Genomic DNA, 22,445 nt, shown 5'->3' with positions numbered 1-22,445 from the left:
GCGGCCTCCTGGCGAAAAAGGGCGCGAGTTTAGCAGGGCTGCCGCGGCCGAGCCTAGGCGAGGCGCACCTCGGCGTTCTTCCAGAAGTCGTCGCCGCGCAGTTCCAGCGCCCCGGCCGCGACTTGTTCGCGCAGGCGCCAGGCGGCCAGCAGGTCGCTGACGAACAGGCCGTCGACGTAGGCCATGGTCGGGCCGATCAGCGACTGCACCGGGCGCCAGGACTCGCTGGCGCTGTCCAGCAGGATGCGGTCGATGTGGGCGTAGCCGGTGCCGCTCAACTGGCCATCCAGCCACAGGCGCAGCTCGGCGTTTTCCGCCAGGGCGCGCTGCCAGTCCGCCGCCAGGACTTGGCGCTCGGCGGCGTCCAGTTCGTGGCTGGCGGCCAGGGCGTTGGCCAGTTCGACGGGTTTCAGCATGGCAATGGCGTGGCGGTCCTCGCTGCGGCACTGGCCGCTGCCGGCGCCGACACTGCGCAGGATGATGTTCGCTGGCAGCAAAGCGCAGACGCGGCGCAGCAGGAGTTGCTCGCTGGCGCTGTCGCCGTGCCAGAGGGTGACGGAGGCGACGTCCGGGCTGTGCAGCCAGTTCACCTCGGTGGCCATCTCGCTGGCGATTTCCCGCTCGCGCAGGACTTCGCCGCCCAGCGCATGCCAGAACGCAGCGCGCTGCTGGCAGGGCGGGTTATCCACATCGCTCAGTGGGCCGACCGCCAGGTCGTCCGGCATCACGCGGATTTTCTTTTCGGTCAGCACGCCTGCCTCGACGGCCCGATGCAGGGCTTCGGCGGCGCCGTCGCCGCAGACCAGATGCAGGCTCATGGCGCCACCACCCGGCGCGGCTCGCCAGTGAAGAAGCCGGCGGCGTTCTCGCTCAACTGGCCGACGATGCGCTGCCGGGCCTCGCGGCTGCCCCAGGCGCTGTGCGGGGTGAGGATGAAGCGCGGGATGTCGCCGGCCAGCAGAGGGTTGCCGTCCCGCGGGGGCTCGACGCTGAGCACGTCGAAGGCCGCGCCGCCGAGATGGCCGCGGCGCAGGGTGTCGGCCAGCGCCTGCTCGTCGACCAGCCCGCCGCGGGCGGTGTTGATCAGGTAGGCGCCGGGTTTCATCAGGTCCAGCTCGCGCTGGCCGATCAGGTTGCGCGTGGCGTCGGTCAGCGGGCAGTGCAGGGTGAGGGCGTCTACCTGCGGCAGCAGGTCGTCCAGCGCCAGGCGATCGGCGCGCGCCGGGCGGCCGGGCAGGGCGCCGAGCAGTACGCGCATGCCGAAGGCTTCGGCCAGTTTCGCCACCGCGCCACCCAGTTCGCCGTGGCCGAGCAGGCCGAGGGTCTTGCCTTCCAGTTCGACGATGGGGAAGTCCAGCAGGCAGAACTGCGGCGCCTTCTGCCAGCGCCCCGCGCGGATCGCCGCCTGGTAGTCCGGCAGGCGCGTGGCCAGGGCGAGCAGCAGCATCAGGGTGTGCTGAGCCACCGATGGGGTGCCGTAGCCCTGGCAGTTGCTCACGGTCACGCCGTGCTGGCGGGCGGCTTCGAGGTCGACGTTGTTGGTGCCGGTGGCGGCCACCAGGATCAGCTTGAGCTCCGGGCACTGCCCGAACACCTCGGCGCCGATGCGCACCTTGTTGCTGATCGCTACCTGCGCGCCCTGTAGTCGCTCGGCCACCTGCTGCGTGTCGCTGCGCCCGTGCAGGACCAGTTCGCCGAACGGCGCGCGCAGCGGCGCGAGGTCGAGGTCGCCGAGGTCGAGGGAGGCGTGGTCGAGGAAGACGGCGCGAGGAGGATTCATGAGCGATGACACCTTGATCGGAAGGGCGGGGTGAAGGGGATTCTCGGCGCAACCTCGCCGGCTAACAACCCAGGCTGCCCGCGTCGCGAGGGGCGGAGCGAACTGCACTGAGGTTAGACGTTTGAGTGAAAAGTCTGACAGACGATTCAGTTTCTCCTCATCTGCGGCGAGGCGTTGCCTTCGTAGATTGAGCCCATCTAAACCTCGAGGTGACTCGCGATGATGGGTTGGCTGATCTCCGGCCTCACGGCCATCCGTGCGCTCGGCGTGCGTGTCGGGCTGCGCACTGGTGCGACGACTGGGTATCTCCGCTCCCGGCGGAGAAAATCGCCCCGCGCCGCCGGCCCCGAACCCTTGCTGTGCTTCGGTGCGCTGCTGTCACACTGCGATGCGAGCGCAGGCGTGGTACAGGCCGAAGATCGGGTCGAGTTGTGGGGCATCACCGATGCGGCAACGGCGCGCCGGACACTGCAGGAGCTGATGCTCGAAGCCCAGAGTCAGACGCTGGACGAGGAGTTTCGCCGGCTGCAGCGCAACGAACCTTGCGTCTTCGAGGGGGAGCAGCGGCTGCGCTTCAAGCAGGCGAAGCGAGCCTGGAGCAAGGCGGGCCTGGCGTTGCCTGTGGATATCTGCATGGCCGCACACGATCTCGAAACCCTCGCCTGGCTGGCGCGGCAATGCCATGCCTGTGGCTATCTCGGCGAGTCGGAAACCTGGCTGTGCCTGGCCTGGGTAGCCGAGAGCGCCATCCGCAGCTTTTCCGACTGGCAGGGGTATGCCGCGTCTTTCGTGCTGGGGCGGGCGATCCTGTTGCGCGACGGGACGTCCGGCTCGATGGCGATCAGGGCGTTCAAGGAACTGATCGGCGGCCGCGCCGACAACGGCTCGTTGGCCGGCCTGTGGCGAGCCCATCCGCTGGCAGGCATCCGCGTGAGCGAGGTTGTGTTGCAGGAAGAGCACGTCCATGAGCCGGCGGCGCATCCACCCCGCAGTGCCCTGCTCGCGTTGGGTTGTGTGATTGCCCACAGCGCGGGCGTGCGCGCCGACGATCTGGCAATTGCCCCGCAGGAGAAGGAGTTTCACCGGCTCTGGCTGGCCGAACATTGGCGGGCTGCCGATGCCGGGCAGGTGCGTGCGCGGCTGGACTGGTTGCTGGGCAGCGGCAGTCGCGAAAAGCTCGATCCGCTGCTGGACTGGGTGGCCGATGCTCCGGTGTCTGTCGGTGGAACGCCGATGGCGCGTTTCGCGCAGGCGCGTCGAGCGCTGCTGAGGGAAGGTCACGATCCGGCAATGGTCGATGAGTGCCGTACCGTGCTGGCCTACGACCTGGAGCGCGCCGCCTTCGGTGCGCGCCTGGCGTTCAGAGTCGGCCTGCTCGACGAGGAGAGCCTGTGGAATGCCTTGCGCCACATGGCCAGGCAGGCCCGAGGAGCATTCGATTGCTGGGAGCAGTACCTGGTCTCGCTGATGCTCGGTCACGCCCTGGCCAATCAGGATTGGCAGGCGGGCAAGCGGTTGCTGCACAGCGGCATGGCGTTGCTCGACGGCATCACTCCGTTCGCCCAGTACCCTTCGCCGTGGCAGGTCTGCCCGCTGGAAATGCTGCCTGTGCTGCATCGAGTGGCGCCTGTCGCTTGTCGGGGGGCCGGCGCTTCGTATAGAACCTAGGGTTTTCCTGGCGGCTGTTCGGAGGCGCGATGTACTGGGCGGAATTTCTCACGGTGGCGTTCATTCACCTGCTGGCGGTGGCCAGCCCCGGTCCGGACTTCGCCGTGGTGGTGCGCGAGAGCGTGACCCACGGCCGTCGCGCCGGCACCTGGACGGCGCTGGGCGTGGGCAGCGCGATCTTCCTGCACGTCACCTACTCGCTGCTGGGCATCGGCCTGATCGTGTCGCAGTCCATCGTGCTGTTCAACGCCCTGAAATGGCTGGCGGCGGCGTACCTGCTGTACATCGGCTTCAAGGCGCTGCGGGCGCGCCCGGCTGACCCGTCGGCGGTAGAAGCAGTTGCCGCGCCGGTCGCCCGCAGCGCACGCGGTGCCTATGTCGCCGGCTTCGTTACCAATGGCCTGAACCCCAAGGCCACGCTGTTCTTCCTCTCGCTGTTCACCGTGGTGATCAACCCGCACACGCCGCTGCTGGTGCAGGCCGGTTATGGCGTGTACCTGGCCTGCGCGACCGCCGCCTGGTTCTGCCTGGTGGCGCTGCTGTTCAGCCAGCAACGGGTGCGCGCCGGTTTTGCCCGCATGGGCCACTGGTTCGATCGGATGATGGGCGTGGTGCTGGTGGGGCTGGGGATCAAGCTGGCGTTCACCGAACTGCGCTGAGCCGCGGCCGGAGCGAAATGAAAAGGGGCGCCGAGGCGCCCCTTTTTCATGCCGGTTCGAGGGTCAGACCAGCTCGATCGCCACCGCAGTGGCTTCGCCGCCGCCGATGCACAGCGAGGCCACGCCACGCTTGCCGCCCTTCTTCTGCAGGGCGTTGATCAGGGTGACGATGATGCGCGAGCCGGTGGAGCCGACCGGGTGACCCTGGGCGCAGGCGCCGCCGTAGACGTTGACCTTGGCGTGGTCCAGGCCGTGTTCGCGCATGGCGAGCATGGTGACCATGGCGAAGGCTTCGTTGATCTCGAACAGGTCAACGTCGTCCTTGCTCCAGCCGGCCTTCTTGAACAGGTTGGTCATGGCGCCGATCGGGGCCAGGGTGAACTCGGCCGGGTCCTGGCTCTGGGTGGCGTGGGCGACGATCTTCGCCAGTGGCTTCAGGCCACGGCGCGCGGCTTCTTCAGCGGTCATCAGGACCAGCGCGGAAGCGCCGTCGGAGATGGAGCTGGCGTTGGCCGCAGTGATGGTGCCGTCCTTGCGGAAGGCCGGGCGCAGGCCGGGAATCTTGTCCAGGTTGGCGGTGAGCGGCTGCTCGTCGTCCTTCACCACGGTCTCGCCCTTGCGGGTAGTGACGGTGACCGGGACGATTTCCGAATCCAGCGAGCCGTCCTTGATGGCGGCCTGGGCGCGCTGCAGGGATTCGATGGCGTAGGCGTCCATCTCTTCGCGGGTGACGTTGTACTTGTCGGCGGTTTCCTGGGCGAAGGAGCCCATCAGGCGGCCGGTGCGGGCGTCTTCCAGGCCGTCGAGGAACATGTGGTCCTTGATCTCGCCGTGGCCCATGCGCAGGCCGGTGCGGGCCTTCTCGATGACGTAGGGGGCGTTGGACATGCTTTCCATGCCGCCAGCAACCATCACGCTGTTGGTGCCGGCCTTGAGCAGGTCGTGGGCCAGCATCACGGCTTTCATGCCCGAGCCGCAGAGCTTGTTGATGGTGGTGCAGCCGGTGGCGGCGGGCAGGCCGGCGTTCAGTGCTGCCTGGCGGGCCGGGCCCTGTTTCAGACCGGCGGGCAGTACGTTGCCCATGATCACTTCCTGCACGTCCTCGGGCTGGATGCCGGCACGGGAAATGGCTTCGCGGATGGCGATGGCGCCCAGGTCGACGGCGGAAACGCCGGCCAGGCTGCCCTGGAAGCCGCCCATGGGAGTACGGGCGCCGCTGACGATGACGATCTCGGACATGACTAACCTCTTCTTCGCTCTTGTTGTGATGCGCTATCTGGGTACCGGGCGTGAACGACCGGGCGTCAGGATTCTACCGCGTGACCGGATGTGGCCATAGAGTCATCGGCAAATCACTCTTTTGACTGATGAATGGACACACGGGGCGCTCTAGAGTCGGTCTCATCCTGATGAGATCCAGCCTTGAGAGTGCGTACGCCATGCTGAAAACCCGCGTCATCCCCGCTGCACAGAACGCCTACCAGTACCCGCTGTTGATCAAGAGCCTGCTGCTGTCGGGCAGCCGTTACGAGAAAGGCCGGGAAATCGTCTACCGCGACACCGTGCGTTACAGCTATGCCACCTTCAACGAGCGCGTCGCGCGCCTGGCCAACGTGCTGACCGAGGCCGGCGTGAAGGCCGGTGACACCGTGGCGGTGATGGACTGGGACAGCCACCGTTACCTGGAGTGCATGTTCGCCATCCCGATGATCGGCGCGGTGCTGCACACCATCAACATCCGCCTCTCGCCGGAGCAGATCCTCTACACCATGAACCACGCCGATGACCGCTTCGTGCTGGTCAACAGCGAGTTCGCCGCGCTCTACCAGGGCATTGCCGGGCAACTGACCACGGTGGAAAAGACCCTGCTGATCACCGACGGCACCGACAAGAGCAGCACGCTGCCCAACTGCGTCGGTGAGTACGAGACCCTGCTGGCTGCCGCCAGCCCACGCTACGCCTTCCCCGACTTCGACGAGAACTCGGTGGCGACCACCTTCTACACCACCGGCACCACCGGTAACCCCAAGGGTGTGTACTTCACCCACCGCCAGCTGGTGCTGCACACCCTGGCGATGGCCGCGACCATCGGCAGCCTGGACAGCATCCGCCTGATGGGCACCGACGACGTGTACATGCCGATCACCCCGATGTTCCACGTCCACGCCTGGGGCGTGCCCTACGTGGCGACCATGCTGGGGGTGAAGCAGGTGTATCCGGGCCGTTACGAGCCGGAGCTGCTGTGCAAGCTGATCCGCGAGGAGAAGGTGACCTTCTCCCACTGCGTGCCGACCATCCTGCAGATGATGCTCAACGCCGCCGGCGCCAAGGACCACGACTTCGGCGGGCTGAAGATCATCATCGGCGGCAGCGCCCTCAACCACGCGCTGTACGACGCCGCCAAGGCCCGCGGCATCCAGCTCACGGCGGCCTACGGCATGTCCGAGACCTGCCCGCTGATTTCCTGTGGCTACCTCAACCAGGAACTCTGCGCCGGCAGCGAGGATGAACGCACCACCTACCGCATCAAGGCCGGCGTGCCGGTGCCGCTGGTGGAGGCGGCGATCATGGACGAGCACGGCCAGTTCCACCCAGCCGACGGCGAATCCCAGGGGGAGCTGGTGCTGCGCGCGCCCTGGCTGACCCAGGGGTATTTCCGCGAGCCGGAGAAGGGCGAAGAACTCTGGGCCGGCGGCTGGATGCACACCGGCGACGTGGCGACCCTCGATGGCATGGGCTTCATCGATATCCGCGACCGCATCAAGGATGTGATCAAGACCGGCGGCGAGTGGCTGTCGTCCCTGGAGCTGGAAGACCTCATCAGCCGTCACCCGGCGGTGCGCGAGGTGGCCGTGGTCGGCGTACCCGACCCGCAGTGGGGCGAGCGCCCGTTCGCCCTGCTGGTGCTGCGCGACGGCCAGGCGCTGGACGCCAAGGCGCTGCGCGAACACCTCAAGCCTTTCGTCGAGCAGGGCCACATCAACAAGTGGGCCATTCCCTCGCAGATCGCCGTTGTTACTGAAGTTCCCAAGACCAGTGTCGGCAAGCTCGACAAGAAGCGTATCCGGGTAGACATCGCCCAATGGCAGGAGGCTGGCAGCGCTTTCCTCTCCACGGTGTGACCGACGACCGGCAAGTCACGGTTTTCGGGCGTCGTGCCAAGCAAGCGCTTGGCACGGCGCAGCCCAGTGATCACGCCACCTCGGGGCCTGCGCAAGCGTCTAGTCAGGGCCTTTGTAAGACAAATCACACTTTAGAGCGATCAAGTGCCTTAGGACGCTGGATATAGTCGCCGCTACTCATAACAAAAAACACATGGAGTAGCGTCGATGAAAACCATGCAACATATCTGGCGCCTGGCACGGTTGCCGCTGGCAGTGAGCCTGGCATCCACGCTGGCGACGCCGGCTTCCGCCGTCAGCTTCAACATCGGGGAAATCGAAGGTTCGTTCGACTCGACGCTGTCCGTGGGGGCCAGCTGGTCGACGCAGAATCCGAACAGCAACCTCATCGGCGTGAACAACGGCGGCAAGGGGCTGTCCCAGACCTCCGACGATGGCCACCTGAACTACAAGGCCGGCAAGACCTTCTCGAAGATCTTCAAGGGCATCCACGACCTTGAACTGAAATACCAGGACACCGGCGTCTTCGTCCGCGGCAAGTACTGGTACGACTTCGAGCAGAAGGACGAGAACACCGAGTTCAAGCCGCTCTCCGACCACAACCGCAAGGAAGCCGCCCAGGCCTCCGGCGCGGAAATCCTCGACGCCTTCATCTACCACAACTACAACATCGCCGACCTGCCGGGCACCGTGCGCCTGGGCAAGCAGGTGGTGAACTGGGGCGAGAGCACCTTCATCCAGAACGGCATCAGCGTGATCAACCCGTTCGACGTCACCGCCTTCCGCCGCCCGGGTTCCGAGATCAAGGAAGCCCTGGTGCCGGTGAACATGTTCTACCTGTCGCAGAACCTCACCGAGAACCTCTCCGCCGAAGGCTTCTACCAGCTGGAGTGGGACCAGACGGTGGTCGACAACTGCGGCACCTTCTTCTCCCAGCCGGACGTCGTGGCTGACGGTTGCACCCAGAACCTGGCGGTGCTGACCAACAACCAGGCCTCGATCAATACCCTGAACTCCCTGCTCGGCCCGAGCCTGGCGCTGACTCCGTCGCCCTGGAATGAAGGTATCGTGGTGCGACGTGGCCCGGACCGCGACGCCCGTGACAGTGGCCAGTACGGCTTCTCCCTGAAGTACTTCGCCGACAGCCTGAACACCGAGTTCGGCGGCTACTACATGAACTACCACAGCCGCCTGCCGATCTTCTCCGGCCGTGGCGCCGATGCCTCCAAGGTTGCGCAGATCAACCAGCTGATCACCAACATCGCGGCGATCAGCCCGTCCCTGGCGGCCCAGGCCGGCGCGGCGGCGATGGCGGGCAACTCCAGCTACTTCATCGAGTACCCCGAAGACATCCGCCTGTACGGCCTGAGCTTCTCCACCACGCTGCCCACCGGTACCGCCTGGCAGGGCGAGATCAGCTACCGTCCGAACGCCCCGGTGCAGCTGAACACCACCGACATCCTGTACTCCGGCCTGGACCCGGTCTCTATCGGCGGCAACCATGTCTATGACAACGCCTCCGTGCTGACCGGCACCGCGGGTGAAGACCTGCACGGCTACCGCCGCAAGGAAGTCACCCAGCTGCAGACCACCTTCACCCACTTCTTCGACCAGGTCATGGGCGCCGAGCGTCTGACCCTGGTGGGCGAGGTCGGTTGGACCCACGTCGGCGGCCTGGAAAGCCAGAACAAGGCGCGCTATGGCCGCGACCCGATCTTCGGCCCCGGCCCGCTGAACGGCAGCCTCAACGGCCGCTCGACCTGCGAAGCGCTCAACGTGTCGACCCTGGGCACCGCCAACGCCAACAACGTCAGCCGCAACTGCGAAAGCGATGGCTTCACCACCGCTGACTCCTGGGGTTACCGCGCCCGTGCGATCTGGGACTACAACGACGTGTTCGCCGGCGTGAACCTCAAGCCCAACGTGGCCTGGTCCCACGACGTGGACGGTTACTCCCCCGGCCCCGGCGGCAACTTCGAGGAAGGACGCAAGGCGGTCAGCCTGGGCGTCGATGCCGACTACCTGAACACCTACACCGCAAGCCTGGCCTACACCAACTACTTCGACGGCAAGTACTCCACCGTCGATGACCGTGACTTCGTCAGCTTGAGCTTCGGGGTGACTTTCTAAGCCGGCCGTTCAACCGGCAAGCGGCCCGCCCTCGCGGCGGGCCATCCGCACGGCCGGGTAACCCGGCCGCGCGGGGCAGCAGACAAAACCGTGCCCCGTCTTGGCGAAAGCATCCGGCAAGGGCGGCCAGCGCGGTGGGCAAAGACTCAACGAGGACGATAAACGAATGAGAACAACAAAGATCCTGCTGCACACGGGCGCCCTGGCGCTCAGCCTCATCGCCTCCCAGGTGATGGCGGCCGTCTCTGCCGATGAAGCGGCGAAGCTGGGCTCCACCCTGACTCCCATGGGCGCGGAAAAGGCCGGCAACGCCGACGGCAGCATTCCGGCCTGGACCGGTGGCCTGGCGAAGAATGCCGGCACCGCTGACAGCAAGGGCTTCCTCAGCGATCCGTTCGCCAGCGAGAAGCCGCTGTTCACCATCACCGCGCAGAACATGGACCAGTACAAGGACAAGCTGACCCCTGGCCAGCAGGCCATGTTCAAGCGCTACCCCGACACCTACAAGATGCCGGTCTACACCACGCACCGTACCGCCACCGTGCCGGACAACGTGCTGGAAGCGACCAGGAAGAACGCCACCACGACCAAGCTGCTGCAGGGCGGCAACGGCCTGGAGAACTTCCAGGTAGCCAACCCCTTCCCGATTCCGAAGGACGGCCTGGAAGTCATCTGGAACCACATCACCCGCTACCGCGGCGGCCACGTGCGCCGTCTGGTGACCCAGGCGACCCCGCAGGTCAACGGCTCCTACTCGCTGGTGTACTTCCAGGACGAGTTCGTCTTCCGTACCGACCTGAAGGACTACGACGCCAGCAAGCCGAGCAACGTGCTCTTCTACTTCAAGCAGCGTGTAACCGCTCCGGCGCGTCTGGCCGGTAACGTGCTGCTGGTGCACGAGACCCTCGACCAGGTGAAGGAACCGCGCCTGGCGTGGCTCTACAACGCCGGCCAGCGCCGCGTTCGCCGCGCTCCGCAGGTTTCCTACGACGGCCCGGGTACCGCCGCCGACGGCCTGCGTACCTCCGACAACCTGGACATGTACAACGGTGCGCCGGACCGCTACGACTGGAAACTGGTGGGCAAGCAGGAGCTGTACATCCCGTACAACAACTACAAGATGGATGATCCGAAGCTGAAGTATTCGGACATCATCAAGCCCGGCCACCTGAACCAGGACCTGGCCCGCTACGAGCTGCACCGCGTGTGGCACGTGACCGCCACCCTGAAGCCGGGCGAGCGTCACATCTACGCCAAGCGTGACTTCTTCATCGACGAGGACACCTGGCAGGCCGTGGAGATCGACCACTACGACGGTCGTGGCACCCTGTGGCGCGTCGCCGAGGCGTTCAACCAGTACTACTACAACTACCAGGTACCGTGGTACACCGCGGAAACCCTGTATGACCTGCTGTCCGGCCGCTACCTGGTGCTGGGTCTGAAGAACGAGGAGAAATCCGCCTACGACTTCAACTACAGCGCTTCGGAAAGCGACTTCACCCCGGCAGCGCTTCGCCAGGAAGGCGTGCGCTGATCCCCCGATCCCCACGGGTGGTTCCGCGGTGAGAAAAGACCGGCCTTCGGGCCGGTTTTTTTATGGGAGATCATCTGTCAGATGAATGGAAGCCTGAATGTAGGACGCCTTCTGGTCATGTTGTGAGCAAAGGTAACAAAATCGACTTCTATTCCCGACCGCGAGCGGCTAGGCTCGGACGGCAGTGTGACCTTCGTTGACCGCTATAAGAGCTAGAGCAAGAGCCAGGCCGATGACCGACTTCTCGACTCTGCCAAGTCTGACCGATGTTCCCCCCAGCACGGCCGGCAGCCGCTTCTTCCGACCGCCGCTGCCGCATGGCCACGTCGCCCGTTCGCGGCTGTGCCAGCGCATGGCCGCGGGGCTGCAGGGACGGCTGATACTGGTATCCGCCCCGGCCGGGTTCGGCAAGAGCTCGCTGGCCATCGAATTCTGTCAGACGCTGGAAGATCACTGGCGCAGCCTGTGGCTGGGGCTCAGTGCCAGGGACAGCGACCCCGGACGTTTCCTCGAACGCCTGCTCGAAGGCCTGCGCCTGCATTTTCCCACCCTCGGCGAGGAAGCCCTGGCCCTGCTGAAGATGCGCCAGCGCCACCAGCCGTTCGCCTTCGAAGCCTGGCTCGACGACCTGCTCGATGAGCTGGTGGACAGCCTGTCGGTGGACCGCCCGCTGCTGCTGGTGCTCGACGACTACCACCTGGCCCAGGGCGCGGTGCTCGACCGTTGCCTGCAATTCCTGCTCAATCACCAGCCCGCCGGCCTGGTCGTGCTGGTCACCAGTCGCCAGCGCCCGGACTGGCACCTGGCGCGCCTGCGCCTGTCGCGGCAGCTGCTGGAGTTCACCGAACAGGACCTGCGCCTGACCGTCGAGGAAACCGCGCAACTGGTCAGCGCCAACGGCGCGCAACTCGACGACAACGCCCTCGATAACCTGGTCGAGCGCAGCGAAGGCTGGATCGCCGGGCTGCGCCTGTGGTTGCTGGCCCACGGCGACGAGCTGGCGGCCAATGTGCCCGATCTGTCGGTGCATGGCGCCGAAGAGCTGATTCGCGACTACCTGCTGGAGGAGGTGATCGACAAGCAGTCGCCGGAGGTCCAGATGTTCCTGGCCCAGACCGCGCGCTTTGAACGCTTCTCCGCCGAACTGTGCGACGCGTTGCGCGATGCCCACGACAGCGCCTCGATCCTGCGCCACCTGCAGCAGCACCAGGTATTCCTCGTGCCGCTGGACGAGCAGGGCCAATGGTTCCGTTATCACCACCTGTTTTCCGACCTGCTGCTGGCGCGCCCGCTGCCCGGCTCCGGGCCTTCGGCAGCGGCGCTGCACCTGCGCGCCTGTCGCTGGTTCAGCGCCCAGGGGCTGTTCGACGACGCGGTGGAGCAGGCCCTGCGCGCCGGCCACCCGGAGGTCGCGGCGAGCCTGGTACAGAGCCTGTCCGAGGAACAACTGCTGGCCGAGCAGAACGTCGCCACGCTGCTGCGCTGGAAGATGGACCTGCCTGACAGCCTGCTGGCCAGCACGCCGCGCCTGATCGTGCTGTACAGCTGGGCGCTGGCGCTGGCCTGCCAGCTGGATGCAGCCGAAGAACTGGCGGCGCAGCTGTCGCGTTTCCTCCCCGCCGCCGATGCCACGGCCCAGCGCGACCTGCTCGCGCAATGGCAGGCGCTGGCGGGCGTGGTCGCCCGTGGCCGCGGCGAGATCGAAGCGGCCGAGCGGCACTGCGAGGAGGCCATGCACGGCCTCGGCCCGGAGCGCTTCGGTCCGCGCCTGCTGTGCCTGTCGACCCTGAGCAACCTGGCCATCGTGCGCGACGACCTGTGGCGCGCCCGCGGGCTCAACCGGGAAGCGCTGGAACTGGCGCAGCGCTTCGGCAATCCGCTGTTCGAAGCCATGGTGCATTACGACCGGGCCCGCGTTCTGCAGGCACGCGGCGAGGTTTTGCGCGCCGAGGAAGAAGTGCGCCAGGGGCTGGCGCGGCTGTCCGGCCTGTCCTCCCAGCGACGCTATGCGGTGCGTGGCCGCTTGATGCTTTACCAGGGCTACCTGCGCAGCCTGGCGCTGCAGCCGGACGAGGCGCGCAAATGCCTCAAGGCCGGCATCGAGGAAGCCCGCGCCTGCCGCGACATCAGCCTGGTGATCGGCTTCTGCGTGCTGGCCAGCCTGGAAGGGCGGCTGGGCAATTACACCCGCGCCTTCGCCCACCTCGCCGAGGTCGAGCGGATGATGCATGTGTGGGACGTCCCGCCGGTCTACTACCTGTCGGCGATTACCCTGATCAAGTGCGAACTCTGGCTCGGCCAGGGCCAGGTCGAACTGGCCACTGCGTGGCTGGAGCGTCTGCGTGACACTTACACCGGCGATGAACCGGCCACTCCGCCGGAATGCTCGCCGCAGCTGCCGCGCAATGTGGAGATGCTGCAAGCCCAGCTGGAACGCCGCGAAGGCCGCATGACCGATGCCGAGGTGCGGCTGCGCGCCGTGGCCAGCGGTGCCCTGCAAGGCGGCGCGCAGTTGCAGGCGCGTTTCGCCCAGGGCCAGCTGGTCGCCCTGCTGCTGCAGGACGGTCGCGATCGCGAAGCTTCCTTCGAACTGGGCGAGTGCCTGAACGGTCTGGCAGTCGGCCTGCTGATCCCGTTGCATGAAGTGCTGCTGCAGCATCCGCAATGGTTGCGCGAGCAGTTGGCCGTGCGGGCATCATCGCCGGCCATCGACGCCCTGCGTGAGCGCCTGCCGGCCCCGCCGGAGCGCGGTGCGGTGCTCAATGATTGCCTGAGCGGGCGCGAACTGGCGGTGCTGGAACTGATCGCCCAGGGCTGCTCGAACCAGGAAATCAGCGAGCGGCTGTTCATCTCCCTGCACACCGTGAAGAGCCACGCCCGCCACATCAACGACAAGCTCGGCGTCGAACGCCGCACCCAGGCAGTGGCGCGGGCGAAGGAGCTGGGGTTGTTGCGCTAGGGGGACCCCGCTCCGAAGATCGTAGGGCGGATAACGCGCCAGCGTTATCCGCCGCGAGGCAATCGGCGGATAACCCGTTCCGGGTTATGCGCCCGGTCCCAGGGCGATTCCTCTGCGTGGGCTTGCCCTCACCCCAGCCCTCTCCCAGAGGGAGAGGGAGCCGTGTGTGCCGGCTGACGCTATGGTTTCATCCTGTGCCGATCAGTCCCCTCTCCCTTTGGGAGAGGGTTAGGGTGAGGGCCAGCGATGCCAGGATGCAGCAAGGAACTTATCCCCACTCACATCCCCTTCTTCTTCTCCGCCTCCGGCGGCGCGCTCAGGTCCAGCCCCTTGGGCACAGGCTGCCCCTTGGCCGGGGCGGCCAGCTGCTTCTGCACGTCCGCCTGGATCGCCTGCAGCACCGGCAGCAGGTCGCGCATGTTCTCGCGCACTTCCGGGTAGGCGTGCTTCTGCGACAGTTCATCCACGCGCATCAGCAGTTGCACGCGCACTTCCGGCGGCAGGTGGATGAAGAGTTCGGGCAACTGCTTGGCCAGCTCGGCGCTGTAGAGCACCAGGTCCTGGCGGTCGAACTGCGCGGTGAGACCGAGGTAGTCCAGCGCGCTGCTGGTCAGCATCGAGGCGGCGGCCTTGGCTTCCTGCATGCCTTGCAGGCGCACCGGGTTGCGCTGCTCGCTCTGCGCCAGGGTCATCCAGAATTCCACCGTCAGGTTGAACAGGATCGCCTGTTCGCGCAGCGAGTAGCTCATCAGGCCCAGCGCCTCGGCGCCATAGGGCTGCTTGGCGGCGCGGAAGTTGAAGTACAGGCGCATCAGCTCCTTGAGCTTGAACAGCACCTCGCGCGCCTCGTTCTGCCGCAGCTCCAGCGGGGCGTAGATGTTCAGCTGCGGGCGGAAGTTCTCCTCGCTGACCATGCGCTGGTAGATCGGCCCGGTGAACTCGCCGCTGCGCCGGGGCAGGCCGTTGACCTGGGTCTCGTCGATCTTCTTCAGCGCGTCGATCAGCACCTGGTAGTCGGCGCTGGTCCAGTTGCGCTGGATGTCGGGAATCTTCTGGCCCAGGTAATAGAGGTCGGCGGACAGGGCAGGGCGGCACAGGAGCAGCAACAGCACGGCCAGCGGCCACAGCGAACGGCGAGTGAAGATCGGCACGAACGGGCTTTCCTTGCGCGAGGGCGGGTCGGGCTAGGTTAGCGGGGCGCGCGGCCTGCGTCATCCCGTGGCAGGCCATCACACTACCTAGGTTGGGCGCGGCGGCGCGGGCGCTGTGGTGTGATTCAGCCTTTAGAACAACAAGCACGGGAGTCACTCGTCCATGACCGCCACATTGTCTGTGCAACCGCCGCTGGCCGAGGGCCTGGCCCGCTATGGTTTCGGCCCCCTGCCACTGGCCGCGCTGAAGGCACGCTACGCTTCGCCCGAATCCGGTTCGAAGTTCATCCACGTCGACGGTTTCGATATCCACTACCGCGACGAAGGCAGCCCGGACAAGCCGGTGCTGGTGATGGTCCACGGCGTGATGGCCTCGCTGCACACCTGGGATGGCTGGGTTGCCGAGCTTTCCGAGCATTTCCGCATCATCCGCCTCGACGTGCCCGGCTTCGGCCTCACCGGCGGCGGCCAGGACCGCGAGTACGACGGCGAGCGCCTGGTGAAGGTGTTCGGCCTGTTCCTCGACCGCCTGGACCTCAAGCACGTGTCCATCGCCGGCAACTCCCTGGGCGGCTACATCGCCTGGAACTACGCACTGGCCAACGCCCACCGCGTCGAGCGGCTGATCCTCATCGACCCGGCCGGCTACTACATGCAGAAGGTGCCGCTGATGATCGCCAGCGCGGTGCTGCCCGGCGCCGGCATCATGATGCCGATGTGGATGCCGCGCGCCCTGGTGGCCCAGGGCATCAAGGAAGTCTACGGCGATGCGCGCAACATCAAGCCGGGCGTGATTGACCGCTACTACGACATCAGCCGCCGGCCGGGCAACCGCCGCGCGATGATCGACATCTTTCGCGTGCTGGTGAAAGCCAACCGCGAGGAACTGCCCACCACGCCCAACCGCGTCGCCGCGCTGAAGGTGCCGACGATGCTGATGTGGGGCGAGCGCGACCGCTGGATTTCGCCGCGCCATGTGCCGATGTGGCAGCGTGACGTGCCGGGCATCGAGGTGAAGGTCTATCCGGGCGTGGGGCATATTCCGATGGAAGAAATCCCCGAGGAGTCGGCGGCGGATGCGTTGCGCTTCCTGCATGCTTGATTGCTCATCGCGCCACAAAAAAGCCCGGCCAAGCGCCGGGCTTTTTCATGGGCGTAGGAGCGGACTCCGTCCGCGATGGTTTTCCGTCGGCACGTCCTCCATCTGGGCGATGCCTATCGCGGATGAATCCGCTCCTACGTGAAGTCCCGCGCGGAGGCCTGCCCTCTCCCTAACCCTCTCCCTGAAGGGAGAGGGGACCGTTCGGTGCAGGATGAAACCATGGCGTCAGCTGGCACGATCGGCTCCCTCTCCCTTCAGGGAGAGGGCGGGGAGAGGGAAAGTCCAGGCACGGATTTTCAGAAGAAGACAGTTGCTCGCTCCTACAGGGGGACGGAAACGAAGCCGCCCCGACAGAGCGGGGCGGTGTTCGAAGCGCAGGGCGAGTCAGCCAGCGTGTGCCATCGGCTGCGCGTCGTACTCCTTGCGTACCTCGTAGAGCACATCGAGGTTGTTGTGCTGCCAGGGGTGGAAGTCGGACTTGAAGAAGTCCATGTACTCGCGCAGCAGTGGGCGGAACACGCCGTGCTTGCCCCAGGTCCACTTGATGCCGTCGCGCCAGACGCGCCAGTTCCACAGCAGGCCGTCGACCTTGAGCATGTGCACCAGCCCACGGAAGGTATCCAGCACGAAGAAGAAGGTCGCCATGCGCATCGCCCGGCGCAGCAGCTTGCGGCTGCCGCAGACCTGGTTGTAGACGTCGAAGGCCACCGCCTTGTGCTCGGTCTCCTCCAGCGCGTGCCAGCGCCACAGGCGCTGCATCACCGGGTCGGCGCCTTCCATGGTGCGCGGGTCGGTCAGCAGCCCGTTGGCCATGATCGCGGTGATGTGCTCCAGCGCAGCGGTCGCGGCCAGCTGGCGCTTGGCCGGGAATTTCTTCTGGGTGAAGCGGATGCGCGCCTGGGCGCGCTTCTCGATGGCGGTGATGTCGTAGCCCTGGTCGCGCAGGCGCTGGCTGTAGGTCAGGTGCTCGCGGCTGTGGTGGCCTTCCTGACCGATGAAACCACGGATCTGTTCCTTGAGCACCGGGTCGCTGATCTGGTCGCGGAACTGCCGCACCGAGTCGATGAAGAAGCGCTCGCCGTCGGGGAACAGCACCGACATGGCGTCGAACAGATGGGACTTGAAGGCGTCTCCACTGTGCCAGTGACGCGGCAGCGGATCGGGCAGATCGAAGTCCATGTGCCGGGGCTTGATCTCCAGTCCTGCGGGGGTGGTGCTGGCCATGGCGGCTCCATTGTTGTGGTTGTCCATGGTCATTACTCTGGGCTTGTAGGGAAAGCGTCACAAGGTTATTGTCTGCCAACTTTCCGGTCATATCCGGCCAGCGGTCACTATAAGAAGAATGATGAAACAACCGCTCAATTTCACCGCCGAACTGGTGCCCGTCGCCTATGCGCAGGCACTCCTGGACCTCGCCGAAGAGCTGGGCGTGCCGCGTGTGCGCCTGTTCGAACTGGCCCGCGTGCGCCCCGAGGTGCTGCAGAGCCCCAACGGCCGCCTGTCCTTCATCGACTTCCATCAGCTCTCCAGCACCGCCCTGGCGCACTGCAACGAGCCGGCCTTCGGCCTGTTGCTGGGGCAGCGGCTGAACGTCTCCACCCATGGCATCCTCGGCTACGCGGTGCTGTCCAGCGCCAACCTCGGGCGCGCCATCGGCTTCGCCCTGAAGTACTACCGCGTGCTCGGCCTGGCCTATGACCTGGAGATGGTGGAAGACGGCGGGGTGTCCTACCTGCGCGCCAGCGAGTCGATTCCCCTGGGCCCCACCAGCCGCTTCGCCGCCGAAGGCCTGATGACCAGCCTGCACACCATTGCCCGCTTCCTGGTGGGCGAACCCCTGCAGGGTGTCAGCGTCGGCTTCGCCCATGCCGAGCCGGATTACGTCGAACGCTACGCCGAGGTGTTTGGCTGCGAGGTATTGTTCGACCAGCCGTTCCACTTCATCGGCCTGCCCAGCGAGTACCTGGCGCGGCCCATGGCACTGGCCAACCCGGCCACGGTGCAGATGTGCGAGCAGCAGTGCGAGGCGCTGCTGGCCACGCTGGATGTGCAGGAAGGCCTGCTGACCCGCATCCGCCGCCTGCTGCTGGCGCGCCCCGGCGAGTTCCCCGACCTGGAGAGCGTGGCCGCCGACCTGCACACCAGCGGGCGCAGCCTGCGCCGGCATCTCTCGAACCTCGGCACCACCTACCAGGAAGTGCTCGACGACGTGCGCAAGCGCCTGGCCCTGCAATACCTGACCACGACCCACCTGCCGCTCTACGAGATCGCGCTGCTGCTGGGCTTCAACGACCCGTCGAACTTCCGCCGGGCGTTCCGCAAATGGACCGGCAAGCTGCCCACCGACTACCGCGAGGATTGACCCCAGGACCGGCGCAGCTGCCGCCCGGCAGCTGCGCTGATCACTGGGGCGGCGTCGGATTCAGAAGCGATAGCCGACGTACAGTTGCAGGGCATCGAAGGTGTCGTTGCCGAACACTTCGCGAGCGGCGGCCTTGGGTTTCACCCAGTTGTACGAGAGTGTCGCGAACAGCTGGCTGCTCGCCGCCCAGTCCAGGTACACCGCCGCCTCGTCGGCGAAGCGCCGGTCGCTGACCGGCTGGCCGTAGTAGTTCTCCTCATCCAGCGAGAACTGGTAGTAGACCGTGCCCGCGCTCAGGCCGGGCGCGACCTGCCCGGCCAGTCGCCACATGTGTACACGCTCGTTGCTGTCGTTGAGCAGGTAGTTGCCGACCACATCACCGATCACCCAGGAGCCACGCTCGGTGTAGGCCTTGCTCAGCGGGTCCCAGCTCTTGCGGCGGTTGTCACTCGGGTCGTCGTCACCGGAGAACAGCGCATAGCGGTAGGTCAGCTTCGGCTGCAGGGGCAGGTCGGCGAAGCCGTAGTCCAGGCGCACATACCAGGCGTGGCCGGAAAAGCTCACCTGTTCGCCCTCGCCGGTCTGCAGGCCGTACTCGGCGCTGATCGACAGCTCCGGCAGGGCTTCGAAGCCGCCGTCCAGCCAGCGCAGGTTGTACACCTGCATGCCATTGCGCGGCGCTATCTGGTTGGCCTGGCTACCGACGTCGCTGACTTTCAGCGCCATCAGGCCGAGCTGGCCGCGCAGGAAGGGATAGTCGAGGTTGGCACCACTGAAGCGGGCACCGCCAAGGTCGTCGTCGTTGCGCACGCTGAACGCCTGGCCAGACAGTGCGCCGCCGCGATAGGCAAGGATGGCTCCATCGCGGAAGGCGGTGCGTGGGCCGGACCAGTACGCCCCTTCGCCGAGCAGGTCGAGGTTGCCGTCGGCGAGGATGAAGCCCGTGCCGACGCGGAAGTTCTGGTTGCCCAGGGTCAGCCGCCAGGGGCCGCGCTCGATGCCGGCATAGAGTTCTTCCAGTGAGGTCTTGCCGTCCGAGTTGCGCGTGTAACCGCCGGCGTCGCCGTCGCCGAAGGTATGCGCGGCGACCAGCGAGGCGCCGCCGACCAGGCGCAGGTCCTGGTCCAGGGTGTAGCGGAAGCTGGTTTCCGGTTTGAGGAAGGCTTCCTGCCAGACGGCCCGCTCGCCCTTCACCTCGCCGCTGCGATAGTCGCGCTGGCCGGCGCCGAAGTTGACGTTGTGGCTGTCGATGAAGGTGGCGCCGCTGCTCAGGCTGAAGTCCGCCTGCAGGTCGCCGTTCTCGTAGTGACTGTCGGCGTGGGCGAGGCTCGTCAGGGAGGCGAGCAGGAGCGTGGATAACGAACCCAGGTTCTGGTTGTTCATGTGGGAGCTCTGCGTTGTTGTTATTGGGATGGCAGGAGTTCAGGGCGCAACCGCTCGCGGCGTGCCCGAAAGCACGCCGGAGGGAAGCGCGAGGTAGTGGTGGAGCGGGTCAGGCGCGGCGGCGGGCCAGCGGCAGGATCGCCAGGAACGACAGCGCGCAGATGACCGCGGAGACCTGCAGCAGCAGGCTGAAGTTCTCCGTCTCGCCGAGCAGCCAGGCCGCCAGCGAAGGACCCACGGCGAGCCCGCCGCAGATCGCCAGGTTGGCCAGCACCACCAGCTTGCCGCCCTGGCGGTCGTAGTCGCTGATTGCCGCGAGGAGGAACGGCAGGGCGAAGGTCCAGGCGAACTTGAAGGCGCAGGCCGCCAGTACGTAGCGCAGCAGCGAGACGTCTCCCAGCAGGCCGATCAGGCTCGACGCCATGGCCAGGTAGCCCAGCGCGAGCAGCCACTCACGCCGGCCACGGATGCCGATCCAGCTGGCCAGCGAAGCGCCGACCACGCCCAGCAGGGAGGCGCTGGCCAGGGCGCTGGAGCTGTCCGTGGCGCTGATGCCCTGGGTCCGCGCCAGCTCGCCGACGAAGGTCCAGATGCCGGCGAGGCTGAGGTAGAACAGGAAGATCGCGCTCATGCCCAGGGCGATCTTCCCCAGCGCGGCGCGTGCCTGGCTGGGCGGCAGGGCTTCGGCCTGATTGTCGCTGCCCGCAGGCAGGGAGCGGATCAACGGCAGGCAGGCGGCGGTGAACACGGCGATCAGCAGGAAGAAGCTGGCGACGCGCCAATGGCTGAACAGCCACGGCATGAACTGCAGGCTCAGGGCTGCCAGCACCAGCTGGCCGGTGACCCACAGGCCGAATGCCCGCGCCGCGTTCGGCAAGGTGCCGGCGGTGCCCAGGCACACCAGCACCAGCGCCGCCTCGGAGAACGCGGTGAGGAAGCGCAGCGCCACCAGCAAGGGATAGGACGGTGCCGCCGTGCTCATCAGCACGGCGCTGAGCAGGTTGCCGAGAAGGAACACGGCAGCGGCGATCGCGGCGATCCGGCGCCAGTTGTAGCGGCGCATCCAGAAGTAGGTGGGAATGGTGGAGATCGCCATGGCCCCCAGCTCCATGCTGAACAGGAAGCCGACCTGGCGGTTGTCCAGGCCCAGTTCGGCGATGTAGCGGCTGGCCAGCGCCGGTGCGGTGAGCAGCACCAGCGGGCCGATGGCGGAGAACAGCACCACTGCCAGCAGGCGCAGGCGTTGCTGCACCGGATTGAGCACCAGGGGAGCGGTCAGGGTGTTCATGCTTCCACCTTTTGCCGGCTGGCCGGGAGCAAGGGGCTGTCGTAGCGGGCGCGCAGGTTGGCGATCCACTGCCGCTGGTGCGCGGCCAGGGGCTGCCCGGAGAGGGCGCGCATCGCCTCCAGGTGCGGGTCCTGGATGTCAGTGGCGATGCCACTGAGCGTCTCGATCACGGCCAGGCCGAAGTAGGGCACCGAGTTGGGCTCGTAGCCGCCTTCGTGGCACAGCACCAGGCGGCCATCGCAGAGCTGGTCGGCCAGCGCCATCAGCCTGGCGGTCAGCGCGCGGTAGGCGTCGCCGTGGAGCATCATCCGCCCGAGCGGGTCGTGGGCGCCGGCGTCGAAGCCGCAGGGCACCAGGATCAGTTGCGGACGATGGGCGCGCAGGGCCGGCAGCACGATCTCGTCGAAGGCATGCAGGTAGGCGCCTTCGCCACAGCCGGGCGGCAGCGGCACGTTGAGGTTGAAGCCGCGGCCGGCGCCAGCGCCCTGTTCGTCGACGAAGCCCGAGTCCTGGGGATAGTTGCCTTCCTGGTGCAGGGAGAGGGTCAGCACGCGCGGGTCTTCCCAGAAAATGCTCTGCGAGCCGTTGCCGTGGTGCACGTCCCAGTCGACCACCGCGATGCGTTCCAGACCGTGTTCGGCCATCGCCACATGGGCGGCCAGGGCGGCGTTGGCCAGCAGGCAGAAGCCGCGGCCGCGGTCCGCTTCGGCGTGATGGCCCGGCGGCCGCACCAGGGCATAGGCGTTTCGCGCGTCGCCGCGCAGCACGTGCTTGACCGCCTGGATCACGCCGCCAGCGGACAGCCGGGCGATGTCATAGCTGCCGTGGCCGAAGGGCGTGTTGTCGCCGGCGTCACCGCCACGCCCGGCGCTGAGTTCCTGCAGGTGCGCGAGGTAGCCGGGGGTGTGTACCCGCAGCAGTTGCTCCTCGGTCGCCGCCAGCGGCTTGACCGCCAGCAGGCGTTCGCCGAGGCCGCTGACGTCCAGCAGGTTCTTAAGCCGGCGCTTGGTTTCGGCGTTCTCGAAATGCAGGCCGGGCTGGACCCCCAGGCCGGGAGTGAACAGACCGGCGTAGTTGCCGGTGTCATGCCACATGTAGTGTTCGTGCCAGACGAATGCCGTGGTCATTGGCTTGATCCTTGTTGTTGTTCGGGATGTTGCAGCGTGCGCAGCGGGACTGGGCAAGGCACGGCGAGAGTAGGAAGGGGCCGGAAGAGGGTAAATACACCCGTGGGGGTAGGGGCCCCGGCGGGCAACAGGCAGCCGTGTTCCCGGCGGGAACAGTGCCGATACGGGGTGGGTAGGCGC

General features: G+C 66.6%; 16 protein-coding genes. 8 read left to right on the top strand and 8 right to left on the bottom strand.

The window, feature by feature from the left end; all coding sequences use genetic code 11:
* Positions 1 to 53: 53 nt before the first annotated feature.
* Both IB261_RS24565 and IB261_RS24560 read right to left on the bottom strand, forming a co-directional pair.
* Positions 54 to 818 (bottom strand): DUF1835 domain-containing protein, encoded by a 765-nt coding sequence (locus IB261_RS24565; protein WP_081516287.1) that lies wholly within the window; start codon positions 816 to 818, stop codon positions 54 to 56.
* On the bottom strand, positions 815 to 1,780 hold the full coding sequence (locus tag IB261_RS24560; RefSeq protein WP_151188248.1) for a 2-hydroxyacid dehydrogenase: 966 nt from the start codon (positions 1,778 to 1,780) through the stop codon (positions 815 to 817). Before IB261_RS24560 ends, IB261_RS24565 begins: the two co-directional genes overlap by 4 nt.
* Positions 1,781 to 1,999: 219 nt before the next feature.
* Between IB261_RS24560 and IB261_RS24555 the strand changes: the two genes are divergently transcribed.
* Together IB261_RS24555 and IB261_RS24550 are read left to right on the top strand one after the other, a co-directional pair.
* Positions 2,000 to 3,448: a DUF1266 domain-containing protein gene (locus IB261_RS24555; RefSeq protein WP_192380966.1), complete on the top strand. Its 1,449-nt coding sequence runs from the start codon at positions 2,000 to 2,002 to the stop codon at positions 3,446 to 3,448.
* A gap of 29 nt (positions 3,449 to 3,477) precedes the next feature.
* Positions 3,478 to 4,107 carry a LysE family translocator gene (locus IB261_RS24550; RefSeq protein WP_151188246.1) on the top strand — a complete coding sequence of 210 codons (630 nt, stop codon included), beginning with the start codon at positions 3,478 to 3,480 and terminating at the stop codon, positions 4,105 to 4,107.
* Positions 4,108 to 4,170: 63 nt separating this feature from the next.
* Here IB261_RS24550 and IB261_RS24545 read toward each other — a convergent pair whose 3' ends face one another.
* Positions 4,171 to 5,346 (bottom strand): thiolase family protein, encoded by a 1,176-nt coding sequence (locus IB261_RS24545; protein ID WP_081516283.1) that lies wholly within the window; start codon positions 5,344 to 5,346, stop codon positions 4,171 to 4,173.
* Positions 5,347 to 5,546: 200 nt separating this feature from the next.
* Between IB261_RS24545 and IB261_RS24540 the strand changes: the two genes are divergently transcribed.
* The 4 genes from IB261_RS24540 to IB261_RS24525 all read left to right on the top strand — a co-directional run bounded on the left by IB261_RS24540 (position 5,547) and on the right by IB261_RS24525 (position 13,852).
* Entirely contained in the window at positions 5,547 to 7,229 is a 1,683-nt protein-coding gene (locus IB261_RS24540) for a fatty acid--CoA ligase (RefSeq protein WP_192223913.1), read from the top strand.
* 207 nt (positions 7,230 to 7,436) lie between these two features.
* On the top strand, positions 7,437 to 9,359 hold the full coding sequence (locus tag IB261_RS24535) for a DUF1302 domain-containing protein (protein ID WP_081516281.1): 1,923 nt from the start codon (positions 7,437 to 7,439) through the stop codon (positions 9,357 to 9,359).
* A 166-nt stretch (positions 9,360 to 9,525) separates the two neighbouring features.
* Positions 9,526 to 10,893: a DUF1329 domain-containing protein gene (locus tag IB261_RS24530; RefSeq protein WP_151188245.1), complete on the top strand. Its 1,368-nt coding sequence runs from the start codon at positions 9,526 to 9,528 to the stop codon at positions 10,891 to 10,893.
* 232 nt (positions 10,894 to 11,125) lie between these two features.
* Positions 11,126 to 13,852, top strand: coding sequence for a winged helix-turn-helix domain-containing protein (locus IB261_RS24525; protein ID WP_081516279.1), 2,727 nt, complete (start codon positions 11,126 to 11,128; stop codon positions 13,850 to 13,852).
* A gap of 278 nt (positions 13,853 to 14,130) precedes the next feature.
* On the opposite strand, the gene IB261_RS24520 is transcribed toward IB261_RS24525, so the two are convergent.
* Positions 14,131 to 15,003, bottom strand: a complete 873-nt coding sequence (locus tag IB261_RS24520) for a hypothetical protein (protein ID WP_081516278.1) — start codon at positions 15,001 to 15,003, stop codon at positions 14,131 to 14,133.
* A gap of 163 nt (positions 15,004 to 15,166) precedes the next feature.
* Here IB261_RS24520 and IB261_RS24515 point away from each other — a divergent pair, with 163 nt between their 5' ends.
* Positions 15,167 to 16,105: an alpha/beta fold hydrolase gene (locus IB261_RS24515; protein ID WP_192380967.1), complete on the top strand. Its 939-nt coding sequence runs from the start codon at positions 15,167 to 15,169 to the stop codon at positions 16,103 to 16,105.
* A gap of 384 nt (positions 16,106 to 16,489) precedes the next feature.
* Here IB261_RS24515 and IB261_RS24510 read toward each other — a convergent pair whose 3' ends face one another.
* Positions 16,490 to 17,329, bottom strand: a complete 840-nt coding sequence (locus tag IB261_RS24510; protein ID WP_081516440.1) for a metal-dependent hydrolase — start codon at positions 17,327 to 17,329, stop codon at positions 16,490 to 16,492.
* Between the two features lie 121 nt (positions 17,330 to 17,450).
* On the opposite strand from IB261_RS24510, the gene IB261_RS24505 reads away from it, so the two are divergent.
* Complete coding sequence (locus IB261_RS24505) at positions 17,451 to 18,467, top strand: AraC family transcriptional regulator (protein ID WP_192223915.1); 1,017 nt, start codon at positions 17,451 to 17,453, stop codon at positions 18,465 to 18,467.
* A gap of 60 nt (positions 18,468 to 18,527) precedes the next feature.
* Here the strand turns inward: IB261_RS24505 and IB261_RS24500 are convergent, their stop codons facing one another.
* The 3 genes from IB261_RS24500 to IB261_RS24490 all read right to left on the bottom strand — a co-directional run bounded on the left by IB261_RS24500 (position 18,528) and on the right by IB261_RS24490 (position 22,265).
* On the bottom strand, positions 18,528 to 19,850 hold the full coding sequence (locus IB261_RS24500; protein WP_192380968.1) for an alginate export family protein: 1,323 nt from the start codon (positions 19,848 to 19,850) through the stop codon (positions 18,528 to 18,530).
* Positions 19,851 to 19,959: 109 nt separating this feature from the next.
* On the bottom strand, positions 19,960 to 21,138 hold the full coding sequence (locus tag IB261_RS24495; protein WP_192223917.1) for an MFS transporter: 1,179 nt from the start codon (positions 21,136 to 21,138) through the stop codon (positions 19,960 to 19,962).
* Positions 21,135 to 22,265 (bottom strand): histone deacetylase-like amidohydrolase, encoded by a 1,131-nt coding sequence (locus IB261_RS24490; RefSeq protein WP_192380969.1) that lies wholly within the window; start codon positions 22,263 to 22,265, stop codon positions 21,135 to 21,137. The genes IB261_RS24495 and IB261_RS24490 overlap by 4 nt, the downstream gene beginning before the upstream one ends.
* Positions 22,266 to 22,445 lie beyond the last annotated feature (180 nt).

Source organism: Pseudomonas sp. PDM20, from assembly GCF_014852575.3.
In the GTDB taxonomy this organism is placed as follows: Bacteria; Pseudomonadota; Gammaproteobacteria; order Pseudomonadales; family Pseudomonadaceae; genus Pseudomonas.
Note: the sequence above shows the minus strand (reverse complement) of the source record. Positions and strands in the feature narration are given on the sequence as shown.

Bases quoted from the DNA above. Each gene is read 5' to 3' on its own strand.
- IB261_RS24510 (WP_081516440.1), bottom strand. From the start codon at position 17,329: ATGGCCAGCACCACCCCCGCAGGACTGGAGATCAAGCCCCGGCACATG.
- IB261_RS24555 (WP_192380966.1), top strand. From the start codon at position 2,000: ATGATGGGTTGGCTGATCTCCGGCCTCACGGCCATCCGTGCGCTCGGC.
- IB261_RS24565 (WP_081516287.1), bottom strand. From the start codon at position 818: ATGAGCCTGCATCTGGTCTGCGGCGACGGCGCCGCCGAAGCCCTGCAT.
- IB261_RS24550 (WP_151188246.1), top strand. From the start codon at position 3,478: ATGTACTGGGCGGAATTTCTCACGGTGGCGTTCATTCACCTGCTGGCG.
- IB261_RS24490 (WP_192380969.1), bottom strand. From the start codon at position 22,265: ATGACCACGGCATTCGTCTGGCACGAACACTACATGTGGCATGACACC.
- IB261_RS24505 (WP_192223915.1), top strand. From the start codon at position 17,451: ATGAAACAACCGCTCAATTTCACCGCCGAACTGGTGCCCGTCGCCTAT.
- IB261_RS24545 (WP_081516283.1), bottom strand. From the start codon at position 5,346: ATGTCCGAGATCGTCATCGTCAGCGGCGCCCGTACTCCCATGGGCGGC.
- IB261_RS24535 (WP_081516281.1), top strand. From the start codon at position 7,437: ATGAAAACCATGCAACATATCTGGCGCCTGGCACGGTTGCCGCTGGCA.
- IB261_RS24525 (WP_081516279.1), top strand. From the start codon at position 11,126: ATGACCGACTTCTCGACTCTGCCAAGTCTGACCGATGTTCCCCCCAGC.
- IB261_RS24560 (WP_151188248.1), bottom strand. From the start codon at position 1,780: ATGAATCCTCCTCGCGCCGTCTTCCTCGACCACGCCTCCCTCGACCTC.
- IB261_RS24495 (WP_192223917.1), bottom strand. From the start codon at position 21,138: ATGAACACCCTGACCGCTCCCCTGGTGCTCAATCCGGTGCAGCAACGC.
- IB261_RS24515 (WP_192380967.1), top strand. From the start codon at position 15,167: ATGACCGCCACATTGTCTGTGCAACCGCCGCTGGCCGAGGGCCTGGCC.
- IB261_RS24500 (WP_192380968.1), bottom strand. From the start codon at position 19,850: ATGAACAACCAGAACCTGGGTTCGTTATCCACGCTCCTGCTCGCCTCC.
- IB261_RS24530 (WP_151188245.1), top strand. From the start codon at position 9,526: ATGAGAACAACAAAGATCCTGCTGCACACGGGCGCCCTGGCGCTCAGC.
- IB261_RS24540 (WP_192223913.1), top strand. From the start codon at position 5,547: ATGCTGAAAACCCGCGTCATCCCCGCTGCACAGAACGCCTACCAGTAC.